General features: G+C 71.4%; 17 protein-coding genes. 9 read left to right on the top strand and 8 right to left on the bottom strand.

The window, feature by feature from the left end:
- Positions 1–100 precede the first annotated feature (100 nt).
- The gene (locus tag ABT154_RS30930) at positions 101–1,108 is read left to right on the top strand and encodes an ABC transporter ATP-binding protein (protein ID WP_351861249.1); all 1,008 of its coding nucleotides are present in this window, start codon (positions 101–103) and stop codon (positions 1,106–1,108) included.
- A 24-nt stretch (positions 1,109–1,132) separates the two neighbouring features.
- Here ABT154_RS30930 and ABT154_RS30935 read toward each other — a convergent pair whose 3' ends face one another.
- The gene (locus ABT154_RS30935) at positions 1,133–2,245 is read right to left on the bottom strand and encodes an alpha/beta hydrolase (RefSeq protein ID WP_351861251.1); all 1,113 of its coding nucleotides are present in this window, start codon (positions 2,243–2,245) and stop codon (positions 1,133–1,135) included.
- A 166-nt stretch (positions 2,246–2,411) separates the two neighbouring features.
- Between ABT154_RS30935 and ABT154_RS30940 the strand changes: the two genes are divergently transcribed.
- The 6 genes from ABT154_RS30940 (at position 2,412) to ABT154_RS30965 (ending at position 7,261) form a co-directional block, all read left to right on the top strand.
- Positions 2,412–4,265 carry a phosphatidylglycerol lysyltransferase domain-containing protein gene (locus ABT154_RS30940; RefSeq protein ID WP_351861253.1) on the top strand — a complete coding sequence of 618 codons (1,854 nt, stop codon included), beginning with the start codon at positions 2,412–2,414 and terminating at the stop codon, positions 4,263–4,265.
- Positions 4,266–4,293: 28 nt separating this feature from the next.
- The gene (gene folP, locus ABT154_RS30945; RefSeq protein WP_351861255.1) at positions 4,294–5,157 is read left to right on the top strand and encodes a dihydropteroate synthase; all 864 of its coding nucleotides are present in this window, start codon (positions 4,294–4,296) and stop codon (positions 5,155–5,157) included.
- 65 nt (positions 5,158–5,222) lie between these two features.
- On the top strand, positions 5,223–5,630 hold the full coding sequence (locus ABT154_RS30950) for a nuclear transport factor 2 family protein (RefSeq protein WP_502969628.1): 408 nt from the start codon (positions 5,223–5,225) through the stop codon (positions 5,628–5,630).
- Between the two features lie 134 nt (positions 5,631–5,764).
- Positions 5,765–6,124 (top strand): dihydroneopterin aldolase, encoded by a 360-nt coding sequence (gene folB, locus ABT154_RS30955; RefSeq protein WP_351861259.1) that lies wholly within the window; start codon positions 5,765–5,767, stop codon positions 6,122–6,124.
- Positions 6,121–6,720 (top strand): 2-amino-4-hydroxy-6-hydroxymethyldihydropteridine diphosphokinase, encoded by a 600-nt coding sequence (folK, locus tag ABT154_RS30960; RefSeq protein ID WP_351861261.1) that lies wholly within the window; start codon positions 6,121–6,123, stop codon positions 6,718–6,720. Before folB ends, folK begins: the two co-directional genes overlap by 4 nt.
- 61 nt (positions 6,721–6,781) lie before the next feature.
- Entirely contained in the window at positions 6,782–7,261 is a 480-nt protein-coding gene (locus ABT154_RS30965) for a DUF3180 domain-containing protein (RefSeq protein ID WP_351861263.1), read from the top strand.
- Here ABT154_RS30965 and ABT154_RS30970 read toward each other — a convergent pair.
- The 7 genes from ABT154_RS30970 to dacB form a co-directional block, all read right to left on the bottom strand.
- A complete protein-coding gene (locus tag ABT154_RS30970) occupies positions 7,182–8,255 on the bottom strand; it encodes a hypothetical protein (protein WP_351861264.1) in 1,074 nt (357 codons plus the stop codon). The two genes, ABT154_RS30965 and ABT154_RS30970, sit on opposite strands and share 80 nt — an antisense overlap.
- Positions 8,256–8,324: 69 nt before the next feature.
- A complete protein-coding gene (gene folE, locus ABT154_RS30975; protein WP_351861266.1) occupies positions 8,325–8,930 on the bottom strand; it encodes a GTP cyclohydrolase I FolE in 606 nt (201 codons plus the stop codon).
- 97 nt (positions 8,931–9,027) lie between these two features.
- On the bottom strand, positions 9,028–11,043 hold the full coding sequence (gene ftsH / locus ABT154_RS30980; RefSeq protein WP_351861268.1) for an ATP-dependent zinc metalloprotease FtsH: 2,016 nt from the start codon (positions 11,041–11,043) through the stop codon (positions 9,028–9,030).
- A gap of 172 nt (positions 11,044–11,215) precedes the next feature.
- Positions 11,216–11,755: a hypoxanthine phosphoribosyltransferase gene (hpt, locus tag ABT154_RS30985; RefSeq protein ID WP_351861291.1), complete on the bottom strand. Its 540-nt coding sequence runs from the start codon at positions 11,753–11,755 to the stop codon at positions 11,216–11,218.
- Between the two features lie 41 nt (positions 11,756–11,796).
- The gene (gene tilS / locus ABT154_RS30990; RefSeq protein WP_351861270.1) at positions 11,797–12,813 is read right to left on the bottom strand and encodes a tRNA lysidine(34) synthetase TilS; all 1,017 of its coding nucleotides are present in this window, start codon (positions 12,811–12,813) and stop codon (positions 11,797–11,799) included.
- Between the two features lie 206 nt (positions 12,814–13,019).
- Positions 13,020–14,156, bottom strand: coding sequence for an Rv3626c family coenzyme F420 biosynthesis-associated protein (locus ABT154_RS30995; protein WP_351861272.1), 1,137 nt, complete (start codon positions 14,154–14,156; stop codon positions 13,020–13,022).
- A 126-nt stretch (positions 14,157–14,282) separates the two neighbouring features.
- The gene (gene dacB / locus ABT154_RS31000) at positions 14,283–15,686 is read right to left on the bottom strand and encodes a D-alanyl-D-alanine carboxypeptidase/D-alanyl-D-alanine endopeptidase (protein WP_351861274.1); all 1,404 of its coding nucleotides are present in this window, start codon (positions 15,684–15,686) and stop codon (positions 14,283–14,285) included.
- Between the two features lie 102 nt (positions 15,687–15,788).
- Between dacB and ABT154_RS31005 the strand changes: the two genes are divergently transcribed.
- Together ABT154_RS31005 and ABT154_RS31010 are read left to right on the top strand one after the other, a co-directional pair.
- Positions 15,789–16,280, top strand: coding sequence for an inorganic diphosphatase (locus tag ABT154_RS31005; protein ID WP_024758444.1), 492 nt, complete (start codon positions 15,789–15,791; stop codon positions 16,278–16,280).
- 120 nt (positions 16,281–16,400) lie between these two features.
- Entirely contained in the window at positions 16,401–18,080 is a 1,680-nt protein-coding gene (locus ABT154_RS31010) for a threonine/serine exporter family protein (RefSeq protein WP_351861276.1), read from the top strand.
- The last annotated feature ends 88 nt before the right edge of the window (positions 18,081–18,168 follow it).

The raw sequence follows: 18,168 nt of genomic DNA on the forward strand, positions 1-18,168 counted from the left end.
ACGACCCTAACCCCCGCCACCGACAATCCCCGGGACCCGCCACAATGCGGCAACACGCCCTTCACACACCCCCGGCATCCAGGGGCCAGAATGGGGAACCATGATCCGGTTCGAGCAGGTGACCAAGCGGTACGAGGACGGCACGACCGCCGTCGACGACCTCTCCTTCGAGGTCGCCGAGGGCGAACTCGTCACTCTCGTGGGGCCGTCCGGCTGCGGCAAGACGACCACGATGATGATGGTGAACCGGCTCGTCGAGCCGACCTCCGGCCGCGTCCTCGTCGACGGCGAGGACATCGCCGGCGTCGACCCCGTCGCCCTGCGCCGCAAGATCGGCTACGTCATCCAGCAGGTCGGGCTCTTCCCCCACCGCACGGTCCTCGACAACACCGCGACCGTCCCCGCGCTGCTCGGCTGGAAGAAGGCCGCCGCACGCGCGCGTGCCGCCGAGCTCCTCGACCTCGTCGGCCTCGACCCGGCCGTCTACGGCTCCCGCTACCCCGCCCAGCTCTCCGGCGGCCAGCGGCAGCGCGTCGGCGTCGCCCGCGCCCTCGCCGCCGACCCGCCCGTCCTGCTCATGGACGAGCCCTTCGGCGCCGTCGACCCCGTCGTCCGCGAGCGCCTCCAGAACGAGTTCCTCGCCCTCCAGGCCACCGTCCGCAAGACCGTCCTCCTCGTCACCCACGACATCGAGGAGGCCGTCCGCATGGGCGACCGCATGGCCGTCTACGGGCAGGGCCGGATCGAGCAGTTCGACACCCCGGCCACCGTCCTCGGCTCCCCCGCCACCCCGTACGTCGCGGACTTCGTCGGCAGCGACCGGGGCCTGAAGCGGCTGGCCGTCACACCCGTCACCGAGGCCGACCTGGAACCCGTACTCCTGGAGAAGGCGGCGGACCCCGGGGCGGCACCGGCGACCGCGACGGCCGGGAGCCCGGACGGCGCCCCCGACCCCGTCCCCCTCGGGACCTCCCTCAAGGACGCCCTCGCCGTGCTCCTCCAGCACGACACCGGCCGTCTCCTCGTCACCGGCGCCGACGGCCGCCCCCTCGGCGTCCTCACCCCGGAGGGCGTCCACCGCGCCCTGCGCCGGGCATCGGTCTCGTAACCCCCGGGGCGCCCGGTCCTGGGCTCAGCTCGCGCTGAGCTTGCCGCCCATCCAGACCATGCCCGGCGGGATCTCCCGGTTCCACGTGTTGAAGTTGTGGCCGCCGCTGTCCAGCGTGATCGACGAGACCCTGGCCGGGCTCTTCACCTTCTTGATGAACTCCTTCGTGCCCCGCAGGTTGTCCTCGCCCCGCTTCGACGTCGTCACCAGGAACGACGACCTCCCCTGCGGCAGGTGGTCCAGGCTCCACAGCAGGTTCGACCGCTTGCGCAGCCCGTCGTCCCCGTGGAAGAGGTCACCCGTCGTCACGTCCTCCGCCGCCCGGTAGTACGCCGAGAACCCGGCCCCCGCCGCGAACCGGTCCGGATGGTGCAGGGCGATCTTCAGCGCGCAGTACGCGCCCGTGGAGTTGCCCATGAACCCCCAGTTCCGCGGCTTCGTCCCCACCCGGTACGTCGCCGAGACCGCCTTCGGCAGGTCCTCCGCGAAGAAGGTCTCCGTCTGCGGCCCTCCGGGCACGTCCACGCACTCGGTGTCCCGCGGCGGCGCCACCGTCGGACGCAGCATCACCAGGATCATCGGCTGCATCCGCCCCTCCTTCGCCTGGAGGTACGCCGTCTTCGGGTACTTCAACCCCTTGATGAGGTTCTCCGCCGTCCCCGGATACCCCGTGAGCACCACCGACGCAGGGAACGTGCGCTTCGCGTACCGCGCCTGGAAGTACTCCGGCGGCAGGTACACATAGGCCGGCGAGACGATCCCCGACCGCTCCCCCGCCACCACGACCTTCTGTATCTGCCCGCCGACCTCCGGACGCCCCCCGCCCGGCACGTCGAGCCCCTGCCGGCCCACCACCCGGACCGCCTTCGAACCGGCCCCGTGATCGACGACCACACCCATCCCCTGCTCCTGCCCGAACAGGTCCGCCCAGGAGCCGTAGAAGAGGAACGACCGGTTCGCCGCCAGCCCCACCGCGGCGAACAGCGCCAGCTGGGTCGCCAGCAGCAGCCCCACCCGCCCCGCGTACGCGCGCCACCCCCGGCGCGCGAGCCGCGGCCACAGCCAGACCGTGGCGAGGAACAGCACCACGGCCAGCCCGACCGACACCACGAGAACTTTGCTACTGGTGAGACCCATGGGACGACCGAGCCTTCCTTTCCGAGAATTTCCTGTGAACCGATGAACCCGAGCCCGCACGACTCCGTCCTAGAAGGCGCACCACCCGGGACGGCCCGCCGAACGCGCCGCAGGGCCCGACCGGAGTCAAGGACCCTTCGCAGGACCACGGGAAGTACGGGAAGCCATGTCTGTCACGGTAGATGGGGACAAATCAGGATTGGTTCCGGTACGGGTACGGCGGATTCTCCGCGGCCCCCGTCCCGAGAACGTCCCCACGCTCATCGGCACGGCCGTCACCCTCGGCGGCCTCATCGACATCGCCGCCGGCGTCTTCCCCCGCTTCCGCGTCAGCCGGATGCACTCCTTCGCCGAAGTCCTCCCCGGCACCCTCGGACCCCTCGGACCCCTGTCCGCCGCCCTCTCCCTGAGCGCCGGCGTCCTCCTCCTGCTCCTCGCCCACGGCCTCAAGCGCAACAAGCGCCGCGCCTGGCGCGCCGTCGTCGTCCTGCTCCCCGTCGGCGCCGCCGCCCAGTTCCTCTGGCGCCACTCCATCCTCGGCACCCTCTTCTCCCTCGCCCTCCTGGCCCTCCTCCTCCGCCATCGAGACGAGTTCGCCGCTCTCCCCGACCCCCGCAGCCGCTGGCGCGCCCTCGCCAACTTCGTCCTCATGGGCGCCGGCTCCATCGCCCTCGGCCTCGTCATCGTCAGTGCCCACCCGCGCCGCGTCATCGGCGACCCCAGCCTCGCCGACCGCCTCGAACACGTCCTCTACGGACTCGTCGGCCTCGAAGGCCCCGTCGGCTACACCAAGGGCGTCGACTGGACCGTCGGCTACTCCCTCGGCGCCCTCGGCATGCTCACCGCCCTCACCACCATCTACTTCGCCTTCCGGCCCGAGCACCCCGCCGCCCGCCTCACCGACGAGGACGAGACCCGGCTGCGCGCCCTCCTCGACCAGCACGGCGGTCGCGACTCCCTCGGCCACTTCGCCCTCCGCCGCGACAAGGGCGTCGTCTTCTCCCCCAGCGGAAAGGCCGCCGTCTGCTACCGCGTCGTCTCCGGCGTCATGCTCGCCAGCGGCGACCCCATCGGCGACGTCGAAGCCTGGCCCGGCGCCATCGAACGCTTCATGGACGAGGCCAAGGCCCACTCCTGGACCCCCGCCGTCATGGGCTGCTCCGAGACCGGCGGCCAGGTCTGGACCCGCGAGACCGGCCTCGACGCCCTCGAACTCGGCGACGAGGCCGTCGTCGACGTCGCCGACTTCTCCCTCTCCGGACGCGCCATGCGCAACGTCCGCCAGATGGTCAAGCGCATCGAACGCAACGGCTACACCACCCGCGTCCGCCGCGTCCGCGACCTCGACGACGCCGAACTCGAACGCGTCCGCCGCGCCGCCGCCGACTGGCGCGGCACCGACACCGAACGCGGCTTCTCCATGGCCCTCGGCCGCATCGGAGCCCCCGGCGACGGGGACGCCGTGATAGCGACCGCCCACAAGACCGACACCGACGACGACCCCCACTCCCCCTACGGCGACCTCAAAGCGATCATCCACTTCGTCCCCTGGGGCCCCGACGGGATGTCCCTCGAACTCATGCGCCGCGACCGCTCCGCCGACCCCGGCATGAACGAGCTGCTCATCGTCGCCGCCCTCCAGGACGCCCCCGCCCTCGGCATCACCCGCGTCTCGCTCAACTTCGCCATGTTCCGCTCCGCCCTCGCCCGCGGCGAGAAGATCGGCGCCGGACCCGTCCTGCGCGTCTGGCGCGGACTCCTCGTCTTTCTCTCCCGCTGGTTCCAGATCGAGTCGCTCTACAAGTTCAACGCCAAGTTCCGGCCACGCTGGGAACCCCGCTTCGTCGTCTACCGCAACAGCCGCGACCTCCCCCGCATCGGCTTCGCCGCCATGCAGGCCGAAGGCTTCGTGAACGTCTCCCTGCCCCGGCCCTTCGCCCGCCGGCGCCCCGCCCGGGCCCCCCGGCCCTGCGCCCACATCGTCCCCGCCCCCTCCGAGCGCGAGATCCACGCGGCCTGATCCCACCCCTGGGCCCTACGCTGGACACATGAGTACGACGATCGACCGGGGTACGGCCCTGGGCCTGCCGGAGTGGGACCGCTGCGCGGTCATGGGCGTGGTCAACGTGACCCCCGACTCCTTCTCCGACGGCGGCCGATGGTTCGACACCACGGCCGCCGTCAAACACGGCCTCGACCTCGTCGCCCAGGGCGCCGACCTGATCGACGTCGGCGGCGAGTCCACCCGCCCCGGCGCCACCCGCGTCGACGAGGAGGAGGAACTCCGCCGCGTCGTCCCCGTCGTCCGCGGCCTCGCCGCCGAAGGCGTCACCGTCTCCGTCGACACCATGCGCGCCGGTGTCGCCGCCCGCGCCGTCGAAGCCGGGGCCGTGCTCGTCAACGACGTCAGCGGCGGCCTCGCCGACCCGGAGATGGTCCCCGCCGTCGCCGCCGCCGAAGTCCCCTTCGTCGTCATGCACTGGCGCGGCTTCAGCCAGGACATGAACGGCCTCGCCGTGTACGACGACGTCGTCACCGAGGTCGTCCGCGAACTCCGCACCCGCCTGGAGGCCGTCGTCGACGGCGGGATCTCCCCCGAACGGATCGTCGTCGACCCCGGCCTCGGCTTCGCCAAGCTCGCCCCCCACGACCTCGCGCTCGTCGCCCACCTCCCCGAGCTCCGCGCCCTCGGCAGGCCCCTCCTCGTCGCCGCCTCCCGCAAGCGGTTCCTCGGCCACGTCCTCACCCGCGAACCCGGCGCCGCCCCGCCGCCCGCCCGCGAACGGGACGCCGCCACCGCCGCCGTCTCCGCCCTCGCCGCCCACGCGGGCGCGTGGGCCGTCCGCGTCCACGAGGTCAGGGCCACCGCCGACGCCGTACGCGTCGCCCGCGCCGTCGAGGGAGCCGCGTGAGCCGCACCGGCCGCAGCTCCGACGAGACGGCCGTCGAAGCCGTCAACACGGCCTTCTACGAGGCGATGGAGGCCGGCGACTTCGAGACCGTCTCCGCGCTCTGGCTCGACGACGGCGCCACCCCCATCACGTGCGTCCACCCCGGCTGGCCCGTGCTCACCGGCCGCGGCGAGGTGCTCCGCTCGTACGCGCTGATCATGGCGAACACCGAGTACATCCAGTTCTTCCTCACCGACCTGAAGATCTCCCTGGCCGGCGGCACCGCGATCGTCACCTGCACCGAGAACATCCTCAGCGGCGGCCCCGCCGAGGACGGCGCCGAACTCGGACCCCTCGTCGGCCAGCTCGTGGTCGCCACCAATGTGTTCCGCCACACACCCGACGGCTGGCGGATCTGGTCCCACCACGCCTCCCCCGTCCTTGCGGAGACCGAGGAATCCGAGGACGAGGGGACCCGCCCGGACGACGCGTAGAACCCCCTCCGGACCCGCCCACGCCCCCCACGGGCAAGCCCTGTCGGTGCCCGCAGGTAGATTCGACGATGGACACCCGGCCGTCCGCACCCGGCTGCGTGGCCACCCGAACTACGACAGCAGGAGTGATTCGCGTGGATCGTGTCGCGCTGCGCGGCCTCAAGGCCCGGGGCCACCACGGCGTCTTCCCCAAGGAGCGCGAGGAGGGCCAGACCTTCATCGTGGACCTGGTCCTCGGCCTGGACACCCGCCCGGCGGCGGCCGACGACGACCTGACGAAGACCGTGCACTACGGGATCGTCGCCGAGGAAGTCGTCGCCGTCGTCCAGGGCGAGCCCGTCGACCTCATCGAAACCCTCGCCGAGCGCATCGCCCAGCAGTGCCTCAGCCACGCCGGGGTCCAGGAGGTGGAAGTCGTCGTCCACAAGCCGGACGCGCCCATCACCGTGCCCTTCGACGACGTGACCATCACGATCACCCGGAGCCGACGATGAAACCGACGCAGAGCGACCCCACCGTCCAGCCCGTACCCGCCTCCGTCGTCGAGACCGTCGACGCGGCCGATGTGACGCTCTCCAACCCCCGCTGGGCCGTCATCGCCCTCGGCGCCAACCTCGGCAACCGCCTGGAGACCCTCCAGGGGGCCGTCGACGCCCTCGCGGACACCCCCGGCCTCCGGGTCAAGGCGGTCTCCCCCGTGTACGAGACGGAGCCCTGGGGCGTCGAGCCCGGTAGCCAGCCGGCGTACTTCAACGCCGTCACACTGGTGAAGACCACGCTGCCGCCCTCCTCCCTCCTGGAGCGGGCCCACGCCGTCGAGGAGGCCTTCCACCGCGTCCGCGAGGAGCGCTGGGGCGCCCGCACCATCGACGTCGACATCGTCGCGTACGCCGACGTGGTCTCCGACGACCCCGTCCTCACCCTCCCCCACCCCCGCGCCCACGAGCGCGCCTTCGTGCTCGCCCCCTGGCACGACGTGGACCCCGAGGCCCTGATCCCCGGCCGCGGCGCCGTCACCGACCTCCTCGCCGCCGTCGGCGCCGAAGGCGTCACCCGCCGCGCCGACCTGGAACTCCGTCTGCCCGAGTAGTCGTTACGCTTCGTGGCAGACCGCCCACGAACACGACCGACGAACACGTGAAGGACACCCGGTGAAACAACTGCGGCTGAAGGTGCTCGCCGGACTGTTCCTCGTGGCCGGCATCCTCTCCTGGGGTGCCGCCAAACTCTGGGACTCGGTCGGCACCCTCCCGAGCGTGCCGATCGCCGCGCCCATCGTCCTCGCCGTGATCGCCGTCGTCCTCACCGCGACCGCCCTGTCGATCCGCGCCCGCCTCAAGGCCCAGCGCGAGCGCCGCCCCGGCGCGAAGGGCGTCGAGCCCCTGATGGCGGCCCGCGCGGTGGTCTTCGGCCAGGCGAGCGCCCTGGTCGCCGCCCTGGTCGCCGGCATGTACGGCGGCACGGGCGTCTTCCTCCTGGGCTCCCTGGACGTCCCGGCCCGCCGCGACCAGGCCCTCTACGCGGCCCTCTCGGTAGCGGCAGGCATCGCGGTCATCGCAGCCGCCCTCTTCCTGGAACGCGTCTGCAGACTGCCGGAGGACGACGACAAGAACCGGGCCCCGGCCGCCTGACCCCTATCGGGCCTCGCGCGCGAGGTGCCCGTTCAGCAGGAAGGTCGGGTACGGGGCGAGCCGGTAGCTGTAGAAGGTGAAGGGCTTGGCGCCCGGGGGCGGGGCGGGGGCGGACCTCTTGGATCTTGATCCAGGTGGATTCGGGCGGGTCGAGGGGGTGCTCTTCGGGGGCGAAGGTGTTGCGGCTCGCCCAGCGGTCCGACACGCAGAGTTGCGAGGCGCCCTTGGCCTTAGGAGTGAACCGGGCCCCGATGACGGAAGCGAGCTCGGCCAGGAAGCGAGGGTTGGCGCTCGCGATGATGCGTCCGTGCCAATGTTTGAGGCGGCAGCCGTCACCCTCGATGTTTTCGTCCAGGAAGCCCTCGAACGTATCGCTGTCCCTTAGAACCACCCGAGGGAATCGCTGCCGCATGTGGTGGGCATCCCCACCCACGTAGTGACGCAAGGCGTCCGAGAGGTACGACGACACCACCCGCACCCGGAAGCCTGGCAGGTCCCGCTTCAGATAGCCGGATGGACGGGTCACCGCCTCAAGCCGTGCCGGAAGACCCGTACAGGCCGTCAGCGCGGTCGCGTAGCGGGTCGCGAAGGCCTCCTCGTTCACGACCAGCGAGACGTAGTTCTTGCCGACCGTTCCGTCGGCGCACGTGGCTCCCCCGAAGTAGCCGAACTCGTACCCCGGCTTGATCGTCAACCGCTCCCGGCACAGCTTCCGCGCATACGTCCAGGCGACCGTCGCGCCCGCCGCGTCCGCCGCGTGCGTCCACCCGTCCGGTGTCGCGAGCAGCAGATCCGGGCTGGCCGTGAAGGTCATGTGGTCCGTGACCACGTCCACGGCGGCCCGCGCCTTCGCCGCCGTCACCCCCACGACCGTCGTCCGCACCGTACGGTCGCCGTCCAGGGTCCACATCATGCTGCCCGGCGCCACGTTCTTGGCCTGCGCGCACCCGTCCACCAGGTTGACCAGCATCTTGCTGGTCGGTCCGTACCCCATACCGCCCCCTTGATCAGCGATCGACTCCGCTGATCGGGGACGGTAGGGAGCAAGGCGGACAGCCCGCTACTAGCGGGCCAGTATCAAGGACATGGCCTCAGCGCGTGTAGTAGCGTCACGAAGTTGGCCTCGTACCGCCGAGGTGGTCGTCTTGGCACCGGGCTTGCGGACACCACGCAGGGACATGCACATGTGCTCGGCCTCGATGACGACGATCGCGCCGCGCGCCTCAAGGATCTCCATGAGCGAGTCGGCGATCTGCGTCGTCAGGCGCTCCTGGACCTGCGGACGGCGGGCGAAGACATCGACGAGGCGAGCCAGCTTGGACAGTCCAGTGATCTTGCCCGATACAGCCGGAATGTAACCAATATGAGCCACGCCATGGAATGGCAGCAAATGATGTTCACAGGTGGCCATCAGCTCGATGTCCTTCACCAGGACCATCTCGTCGTGCCCTAGGTCGAACGTCGTCGTGAGGACTTCCTCAGGCTTCTGCCACAAGCCCGCGAACAGCTCCCTGTACGCCCGCGCCACCCGCCCCGGCGTCTCCCGCAAACCCTCACGGTCCGGGTCCTCGCCGACCGCGATGAGGAGCTCGCGTACGGCTGCCTCGGCGCGCTTCTCGTCGAAATCGCCGATCTCGCCCTCGCCGTCCAGCGTCACCGGGTCGGTCATCTCTGTGCCTCGTTCCGTCTGGCTGATGTGCGCGAAATGCCGCGCCCCCACAGGCTAAAACCTGTGGGGGCGCGGCAGCCATTCCGGGGTCCTGCGGTCAGTCCTCGGGGGTGTCCACGGGGGCGATCTCGATGCCCTTCGTGGTGTCGACCGGGGCTGCCGAGCCGTTCGCGCTGTTCGTCAGTGCGAGCTCCTTGGGGGAGAGCACCGGCGGACGCGTGGACGGCGTACGGCGGGAGGAGCCGGTCCAGGCCGGACGGGCCGGGCGCCGGACGATGGGGGTGAAGATCTCGGCGATCTCCTCCTTGCCCAGCGTCTCCTTCTCCAGCAGGGCGAGGACCAGGTTGTCGAGAACGTCACGGTTCTCGACGAGGATCTCCCAGGCCTCGTTGTGCGCGGTCTCGATGAGCTTCTTGACCTCTTCGTCGACCAGCGCAGCGACCTCTTCCGAGTAGTCACGCGGGTGCGACATCTCGCGCCCGAGGAACGGCTCGGTGTTGTCGCCGCCGAACTTGATGGCGCCCAGACGCTCGGTCATGCCGTACTGGGTGACCATCGCGCGGGCCGTGGCCGTGGCCTTCTCGATGTCGTTGGCGGCGCCGGTGGTCGGGTCGTGGAAGACCAGTTCCTCCGCCGCACGGCCGCCCAGCATGTACGCCAGCTGGTCGAGCATCTCGTTGCGGGTGGTCGAGTACTTGTCCTCGTCCGGCAGGACCATCGTGTAGCCCAGGGCGCGGCCCCGGGACAGGATGGTGATCTTGTGGACGGGGTCGGCGTTCGGCGAGGCCGCCGCGACGAGGGCGTGGCCGCCCTCGTGGTACGCGGTGATCTTCTTCTCCTTGTCCGACATGATCCGGGTCCGCTTCTGCGGGCCCGCGACCACACGGTCGATCGCCTCGTCGAGCGCGTGGTTGTCGATCAGCTTCTGATCGCCGCGCGCGGTGAGGAGCGCCGCCTCGTTGAGGACGTTGGAGAGGTCCGCTCCGGTGAAGCCGGGGGTGCGTCGGGCGACGGCGCCGAGGTCGACGTCCGGGGCGACCGGCTTGCCCTTCTGGTGGACCTTGAGGATCTCCAGTCGGCCCAGCATGTCCGGCCGGTCGACGGCGATCTGCCGGTCGAACCGTCCGGGACGGAGCAGGGCCGGGTCGAGGATGTCGGGCCGGTTCGTGGCGGCGATCAGGATGACGCCGCCCTTCACGTCGAAGCCGTCCATCTCGACGAGGAGCTGGTTGAGGGTCTGCTCGCGCTCGTCGTGACCGCCGCCGAGGCCGGCGCCGCGGTGGCGTCCGACGGCGTCGATCTCGTCGACGAAGACGATGGCGGGCGCGTTGGCCTTGGCCTGCTCGAAGAGGTCGCGGACCCGGGAGGCGCCGACGCCGACGAACATCTCGACGAAGTCGGAGCCGGAGATCGAGTAGAAGGGGACCCCGGCCTCGCCGGCGACGGCGCGCGCGAGGAGCGTCTTGCCGGTTCCGGGCGGACCGTAGAGCAGGACGCCCTTGGGGATCTTGGCGCCGACGGCCTGGAACTTGGCGGGTTCCTGGAGGAATTCCTTGATCTCGTGGAGTTCCTCGACGGCCTCGTCCGCGCCCGCGACGTCGGCGAAGGTGGTCTTCGGCGTGTCCTTGGTGATGAGCTTCGCCTTGGACTTGCCGAACTGCATGACGCGCGAGCCGCCGCCCTGCATCTGGTTCATCAGGAACAGGAAGACGACCACGATGAGGACGAAGGGGAGGAGGGAGAGCAGGATCGAGACGAAGGGCGACTGCTTCGTCGGGGAGACGGTGTAGCCCTTCTCGATCTGCCCGGCCTCGAACTTCTGCTGCAGCTTGTCGGCCAGGTCGGCACCCTGGGTGCCGATGTAGCTGGCCTGGACCTTGCTACTGTTGTCGATCTTCTGGCCGTCGACGAGTTCGATCTTGACGATCTGCTCGTCACCGGTGGTGACCTTTGCCTGCTTGACCTGGTTCTTGTCGATCGCCTGGACGACCTTGCCGGTGTCCACCGTCTTGTAGCCCTCGGACGAGCCGACGACCTGCATCAGCACGACCACGGCGAGGACGGCCAGCACGATCCACATGACCGGCCCACGGAAGTATCGCTTCACGTCCATCCATACGGAGCGAGAACGCCCCGTCCCTCCTGCCCGTAGGAAAATGCTGCTGTGAGAGCTGCTGTGTGAAAAAGCTGTTCTTCGGACGGTACCTCAGCATCGTCGCCCGCGACCGCCTTCCCATGGTTCAACGGGGGGAAGGCGGTACGGGTTCCCCGTGACGCGGCGACTGTCAGCCGCCGTACACGTGCGGGGCGAGCGTGCCGACGAACGGAAGGTTCCGGTACTTCTCGGCGTAGTCGAGGCCGTAGCCCACGACGAACTCGTTGGGGATGTCGAAACCGATCCACTTGACGTCGATCGCGACCTTCGCCGCCTCGGGCTTGCGCAGGAGCGTGCACACCTCAAGGGTGGCGGGCTCGCGCGAGCCGAGGTTCGACAGCAGCCAGGACAGGGTCAGGCCGGAGTCGATGATGTCCTCGACGATCAGGACGTGCTTGCCCTTGATGTCGGTGTCGAGGTCCTTGAGGATCCTGACGACGCCCGAGGACTGGGTGCCGGCGCCGTAGGAGGAGACGGCCATCCAGTCCATGGTGACGGGGGTGGAAAGGGCGCGAGCCAGATCCGCCATCACCATCACCGCGCCCTTGAGGACGCCGACGATGAGCAGGTCCTTGCCCGCGTATTCCGCGTCGATCTTCGCGGCCAGCTCTGCCAGCTTGGCGTCGATCTCTTCCTTGGTGATGAGCACCGACTGGAGGTCGGTGCCCATGTCCTTCTCGTTCACCCGGGTCACTTTCGTTGCAGCGTGCGTCAGCCTTGCCGGATGACCAGTCTGCCACCCTGACGACGGGCTTCGACGCGGCCGGGCAGGTTGATGGCCCCCTGGCCGCGCCATCCGGTGATGAGCCGGTCGACTTCCTCGATGTGCCGGGCGAAGAGGGAGCCGGCGGGGGCGCCCTCGGCGATCACGGCCCTGCGCAGGACGCGGCGGCGTACGGCGGTGGGCAGCCCGTGGAGCTTGGCGCATTCGAGGGCGCCCGCCTCGTCGCGTACGGAGGTCTCGGCGTCGGCGGCCCAGGTGTCGAGGGCGTCGGCGTCGTCGCGGGAGAGCTGGGCCGTCCGGGCGAGGGCTTCGACGACGCCCTTGCCGAGGGCCTTCTCCAGGGCGGGGAGGCCTTCGTGGCGGAGCCGGGAGCGGGTGTAGGCGGGGTCGGTGTTGTGGGGGTCGTCCCAGACGGCGAGTTCCTGGGCGACGCAGGCCTTGCGGACGGTCTGGCGGTCGAGCCGGAGGAAGGGGCGCCGGTAGCGGCCGGCGGCGCCGGAGACGGCGGCCATGCCGGAGAGCGAGCGGATGCCGGAGCCGCGGGCGAGGCCGAGGAGGACGGTCTCGGCCTGGTCGTCGCGGGTGTGGCCGAGGAGGATCGCGGACGCTCCGTGGCGCTCGGCGGCGGCGTCCAGCGCCGCGTACCTGGCGTCCCGGGCGGCGGCCTCGGGGCCTCCTTCGCGGCCGACGGTGACGGCGACGGCCTCGACGGGGGTGAGGCCGAGGGCGGTCATGCGTCCGGCGACCTCGCGGGCGCGGGTGTCGGAGCCGTGCTGGAGTCCGTGGTCGACGGTGATGCCGCCGGCGCGTACGGGGAGTTTGCGGGCCTCGAAGGCGAGGGCGGAGGCGAGCGCCATGGAGTCGGCGCCTCCGGAGCAGGCGACGAGAACGAGGGGGGTTCCGTCGTCCGCCGCGGCGGGGTCGGTCTGGTGCTCGGTGAGAACGTCGTGGAGTACGCGGCGGACCGCCAGGCGTATCGCCGCGACCGCAGGATGGGGACCCATGTCCGGTGCCCTTCGTGATGGGGGTGGGGTGCCTCGGTCGGAGTCTTAACGGTCGGAAAGGGACTCAGTCACTCAGAGTGCGTCGATGGTGACAGAAACCCGGCCGTTACCCGAGCATTGCACGCCTCACCCCATGTCCAGGGTCCCTCGGATGGGTGATTGGTGGGGTGTCATGACGTGTTCGTGTGCCGTCTGTCGCACCCGTCTCACGAGTCTGCCCTACGGTGCACCCTCGCGATCCAGTCGGCGGGGGCGGCGATCTCGGACTTGGTGGGGAGCGTGTTGGGCGAGGTCCAGACGCGGTTGAAGCCGTCCATGCCGACCTCCTCGACGACGGCGCGGACGAAGCGCTCGCCGTCGCGGTACTGGCGGAGCTTGGCGTCGAGGCCGAGGAGTTTGCGCAGGGCGACGTCGAGGCGGGAGGCGCCCCGGGCCCGGCGCACCTTGAACTTCTCCCGGATCTCGGCGACGGAGGGGACGACCTCGGGTCCGACGCCGTCCATGACGTAGTCGGCGTGGCCTTCCAGGAGGGACATGACGGCGGTGAGGCGGCCGAGGATCTCGCGCTGCTCGGGGGTCTGGACGAGTTCGACGAGGGAGGGGGCGGGTTCGCCCTCCTCGGCCTCGGGCCGACCGCCGGCGAGGGTCTGGGCGGCTTCGCGGAGGCGTTCGACGACGGTGCCGGGGTCGACGTCGGTGGCGGCGAGGAACGACTGGATCTCGCCCTGGAGGTGGTCGCGCAGCCAGGGGACGGCGGTGAACTGGGTGCGGTGGGTCTCCTCGTGGAGGCAGACCCAGAGCCGGAAGTCGTGCGGGGAGACGTCGAGTTCGCGCTCGACGTGGACGATGTTGGGGGCGACGAGGAGGAGACGGCCGCCGCCGGTTCCGGCGGGGAGGGCGCGGGTGGCGGGAGCGAAGGTCTCGTACTGGCCGAGGATGCGGGAGGCCAGGAAGGACAGCAGCATGCCGAGTTCGACGCCGGTGACCTTGCCGCCGACGGCGCCGAGGACGGCGCTGCCGGGGCTTGCGGACCGGCGGTCCTGCATCTTGCCGAGGAGGGGGGTGAGGAGTTCGCGGAAGCCGGCGACGTTGGCCTTGATCCAGCCGGCCCGGTCGACGACGAGGACGGGGGTGTCGTGCGGCTCCGTGCCCTCGGGGATCATCCGCGTGTAGGCGCGGACGTGTTCTTCCGCGGCCTTGGCGTGCCTGCGGAGTTCGGCGACGACCTCGCGGGCCTCGTCGCGGCTGACTTCGGGTCCGGGCCGCACGAGGCGGGTCGCGGTCGCGACCGCGAGGTTCCAGTCGACCATCCCGGATGTGCCTGCGCCACCGATGCTCGTCATGCGTCAACCGTACGGTCTCGGGGGCCGTTCGGTGGGGGTTCGGGACGGCTTCGGTGCGGGTCGGGGCGGCGGCCGGGCGGTGTCCCGTACGGGGCCCGGTGGGGGCCCGTACGAGCCGGGTCGGGGTCAGCGCGGGCCGGCGAGGGCGGCGGAGAGCCGGTCGAGGGCGGGCTGCGCCTCGTACGGGGAGGTGGTGCGGCCGGCGAGGAACGCGAAGGCGAGGAGGCGGCCGTCGGCGGTGACGACGGTCCCGGCGAGCGTGTTGACGCCGGTGAGGGTGCCGGTCTTGGCGCGGACGAGGCCGGCTCCCGCCCGGGCCGGTGCGGTGTCGAAGCGGCCGGCGAGGGTGCCGGTGAAGCCGCCGACGGGCAGTCCGGTGAGGAGCGGGCGCAGGGTGGGGCGGGCGGGGTCGGCCGCCCGGGTGAGGAGTCCGGTGAGGAGGGCGGCGGAGACGCGGTCGCGCCGGTCGAGTCCGCTGCCGTCGGCGAAGCGGGCGCCGGTGACGGGGAGGCCGAGGCGGCCGAGTTCGTCCCGTACGGCCCGGCCCGCGCCGTCGAAGCTCGCGGGCTGCTTCCGGGCGAGGGCGGTCTGCCGGGCGAGGGCCTCGGCGAGGTCGTTGTCGCTGTGGGTGAGGGTGCGCTCGACGAGGTCGGCGAGAGGGGCCGAGTACGTACGGGCGAGGGGGGCGGCCTTGGGGGCGCGGCCGGGGGCCGGGTCGCCGGTGACCGTGATCCCGGCCCCGGTGAGGAGGCCGGCGAAGGCGGTGGCGGTGTCGCCGCCCGGGTCGGCGGTGCGGGGCGCGGGGCCGCTCGCGCTGTCGTCGAGGCGGCCTTCGCGGGTCATGAGGGCGACGACGGGGGCGAGGTTCTCGTTGGGGCCGATGGGGTGGAGCTCGGGGCCCTGGTAGAGGCGGGTGTCGTAGGCGAGGCGTACGGAGGTGGTGCCCCGCTTCTTGAGGGCGCGGGCGGTGTCGGCGGCGAGGGCCTTGAGGCGGGCCGGGTCGAGCGTGGGGTCGCCGCCGCCGACGAGGGTGACGGTGGTGCCGTCGGGGGTGGCGGTGACGGTGGTGGGGATGCGGTGGTCGGGGCCGAGGGCGGAGAGCGCGGCGGCGACGGTGGCGATCTTCACCGTGGAGGCGGGGGTCATGGGGGTGCCCGCGCCCTCGCCGTACAGCTGCCTGCCGGTGGCGGTGTCGACGACGGAGGCGGTGCGCAGCGGGCCGAGGCCGGGGTCCGCGAGCAGCGGGACGAGGACGGCGGCGAGGTCGGCGGCGCGGGTGGCGGGCGCCGGGGCGTGCAGGGCGGTGAGGACGCCGGGGGCGCTGGGGGCGGGCGCGGGGAGGCGGGGCGCGGGCGGCGCGGGGGCCGGGGAGTGATGTGTGCCACCCGCCTGCGGGGCGGCGGCGCGGGCCCGCTCGGCCGTACGCTGGCCCGAGTCCCACGGGCCGGCCGCGGTCACCGCCACGGCGGCCAGGGCCAGACCGAGGACGGCGGAGCCCGCCGTGAGCTGCCACATCCTCGGCTCGGGCATTGCTGACCAGCCCCTTTCGCGATCACACACGTGCGTGAGGGACACTTAACCACCGCGCGCCGTCGCGAGCATTCACTTGTGTTGATTCAGGAGGAGCCACCCGTGGAGTTCGACGTTCTCATCGAGATCCCGAAGGGATCGCGGAACAAGTACGAGGTCGACCACGAGACGGGTCGCATCCGCCTGGACCGTCGGCTCTTCACGTCGACGGCCTACCCGACCGACTACGGCTACGTGGAGAACACCCTCGGCGAGGACGGCGACCCGCTGGACGCGCTCGTCATCCTCGACGAGCCGACCTTCCCGGGCTGCCTGATCAAGTGCCGCGCGATCGGCATGTTCCGTATGACGGACGAGGCCGGCGGCGACGACAAGCTGCTGTGCGTCCCGGCGACGGACCCGCGCATGGAGCACCTGCGGGACATCCACCACGTGGCGGAGTTCGACCGCCTGGAGATCCAGCACTTCTTCGAGGTCTACAAGGACCTGGAGCCGGGCAAGTCGGTCGAGGGTGCCGACTGGGTCGGTCGCGCCGAGGCCGAGGAAGAGATCGAGAAGTCGTACGCGCGCGCCAAGGAGCAGGGCGGCCACTGAGCCGGTTCTTGTTCCGGTCGTGTGAGAAGGCGGTGCACCTCTCGGGGTGCACCGCCTTTCGCACACCCGTCTCATGCTCATACTGGAAGCCACGGTTCCCTAGGCAGTGAGGCGGAGAGAGTGGTGGCGGAGCCGGAGGGCGGGAAGGACGCTCCGGGCGAGGGTCCGGAGGACCGGAAGCCGCAGTCGGACGAGGCGCGGAGCGCGTTCGTTCCGCCGGCCGGGGTGGATCAGCCCGCGCCGCCCGAGGAGGAGCATCCGACCTCCGAGTTCGCCCTTCCGCCGGGGCTGACGCCGGAGCCGCCGGCCGAGCCGGAGGGTTCGGCGTTCGCGACGCCGGCCGGGCATTCGGCGGCTTCGGCGAAGAACTCGCCGCCCGCGTTCACCCCGGCGTACGGGATTCCGCTGGTGCGGCTGCCGCAGGACGCTCCGTGGCAGGACCGGATGCGGACGATGCTGCGGCTGCCGGTGGGTGAGCGGCCGGTGCCGGAGGCGCTGCGCAAGGAGGACGAGTCGGGTCCTTCGGTGCCGCGTGTGCTCGACCTGACGCTGCGCATCGGCGAGCTGCTGCTCGCGGGTGGTGAGGGTGCGGAGGACGTCGAGGCGGCGATGTTCGTCATCTGCCGTTCGTACGGTCTGGACCGGGTCGAGCCGACGGTGACGTTCACGCTGTTGTCCGTCACGTACCAGCCGTCGCTGGTGGACGATCCGATCACGGCGAACCGGACGGTACGGCGCCGGGGGACGGACTACACGCGGCTGGCGGCGGTCTACACGTTGCTGGCCGACATCAACGCGCGGGCGCACGAGGTGACGCCCGAGGAGGCGTACCGGCGGCTGGCGGAGATCCGGCGCAACCGGCATCCGTATCCGGGCTGGGTGCTCACGGCGGCGGCCGGTGTGCTCGCGGGTGCGGCCTCGGTGCTGCTGGGCGGCGATACCACGGTGTTCTTCGTGGCGGCGCTGGGCGCGGTGCTGGGCGACCGGCTGGCGTGGCTGTTCGCGGGGCGCGGGATGCCGGAGTTCTACCAGTTCCTGGTGGCGGCGATGCCGCCGGCGGCGATGGGGGTGCTGCTGACGTTGCTCCACGCGGGTCTGCGGCCCTCGGCGGTGATCACCGGTGGCCTGTTCGCGCTGATCCCGGGGCGGGCACTCGTGGCGGCCGTGCAGGACGGTCTGACCGGTTTCTACATCACTGCCTCGGCGCGGCTCCTGGAGGTCGCGTACTTCTTCGTCGCGATCGTGGTGGGCGTGCTGTCGGTGCTGTACATCGCGGTGCAGTTCGACGCGCAGCTCAACCCCGAGGGGGCGCTGAGGGCGGTGGAGCGGCCGGTGACGCAGATCCTGGCGTCGATGGTGCTGTGCGCGACGTTCGCGATCCTCTTGCAGCAGTCGCGGGCGACGGTGCTGTTCGCGACGCTGAACGGCGGGGTGGCCTGGGTGATCTACGCGTCGATCGCGGTGACCGCCGAGGGTTCGACGGTCATGGCGACGGCGGTGGCGGCCGGTCTGGTGGGGCTGTTCGGGCAGCTGATCGCCCGCTACAGGCACACCTCGTCGCTTCCGTACGTGACGGCGGCGATCGGCCCGCTGCTGCCCGGTTCGGCGACGTACTTCGGGGTGCTGGCGATCGCGCAGAACAATCTGGACCAGGGTTTCGCTTCGCTGGCGAAGGCGGCGGCGCTGGCTCTGGCGATCGCGATCGGTGTGAACCTGGGTGGGGAGCTGGCCCGGCTCTTCATGCAGGCGCCGGGGGCGGCGGCGGCCCGCCGGGCGGCGAAGCGGACGAGGGGCTTCTGAGCCCGACCCGACGCACGACGGAGGGGCCCCGCACATGTGCGGGGCCCCTCCGTCGTGCGTCGGTCGCGGCGTCAGCGCCTGGCGTGGC

It is taken from the genome of Streptomyces sp. NPDC001728 (assembly GCF_040297565.1).
GTDB lineage: Bacteria > Actinomycetota > Actinomycetes > Streptomycetales > Streptomycetaceae > Streptomyces.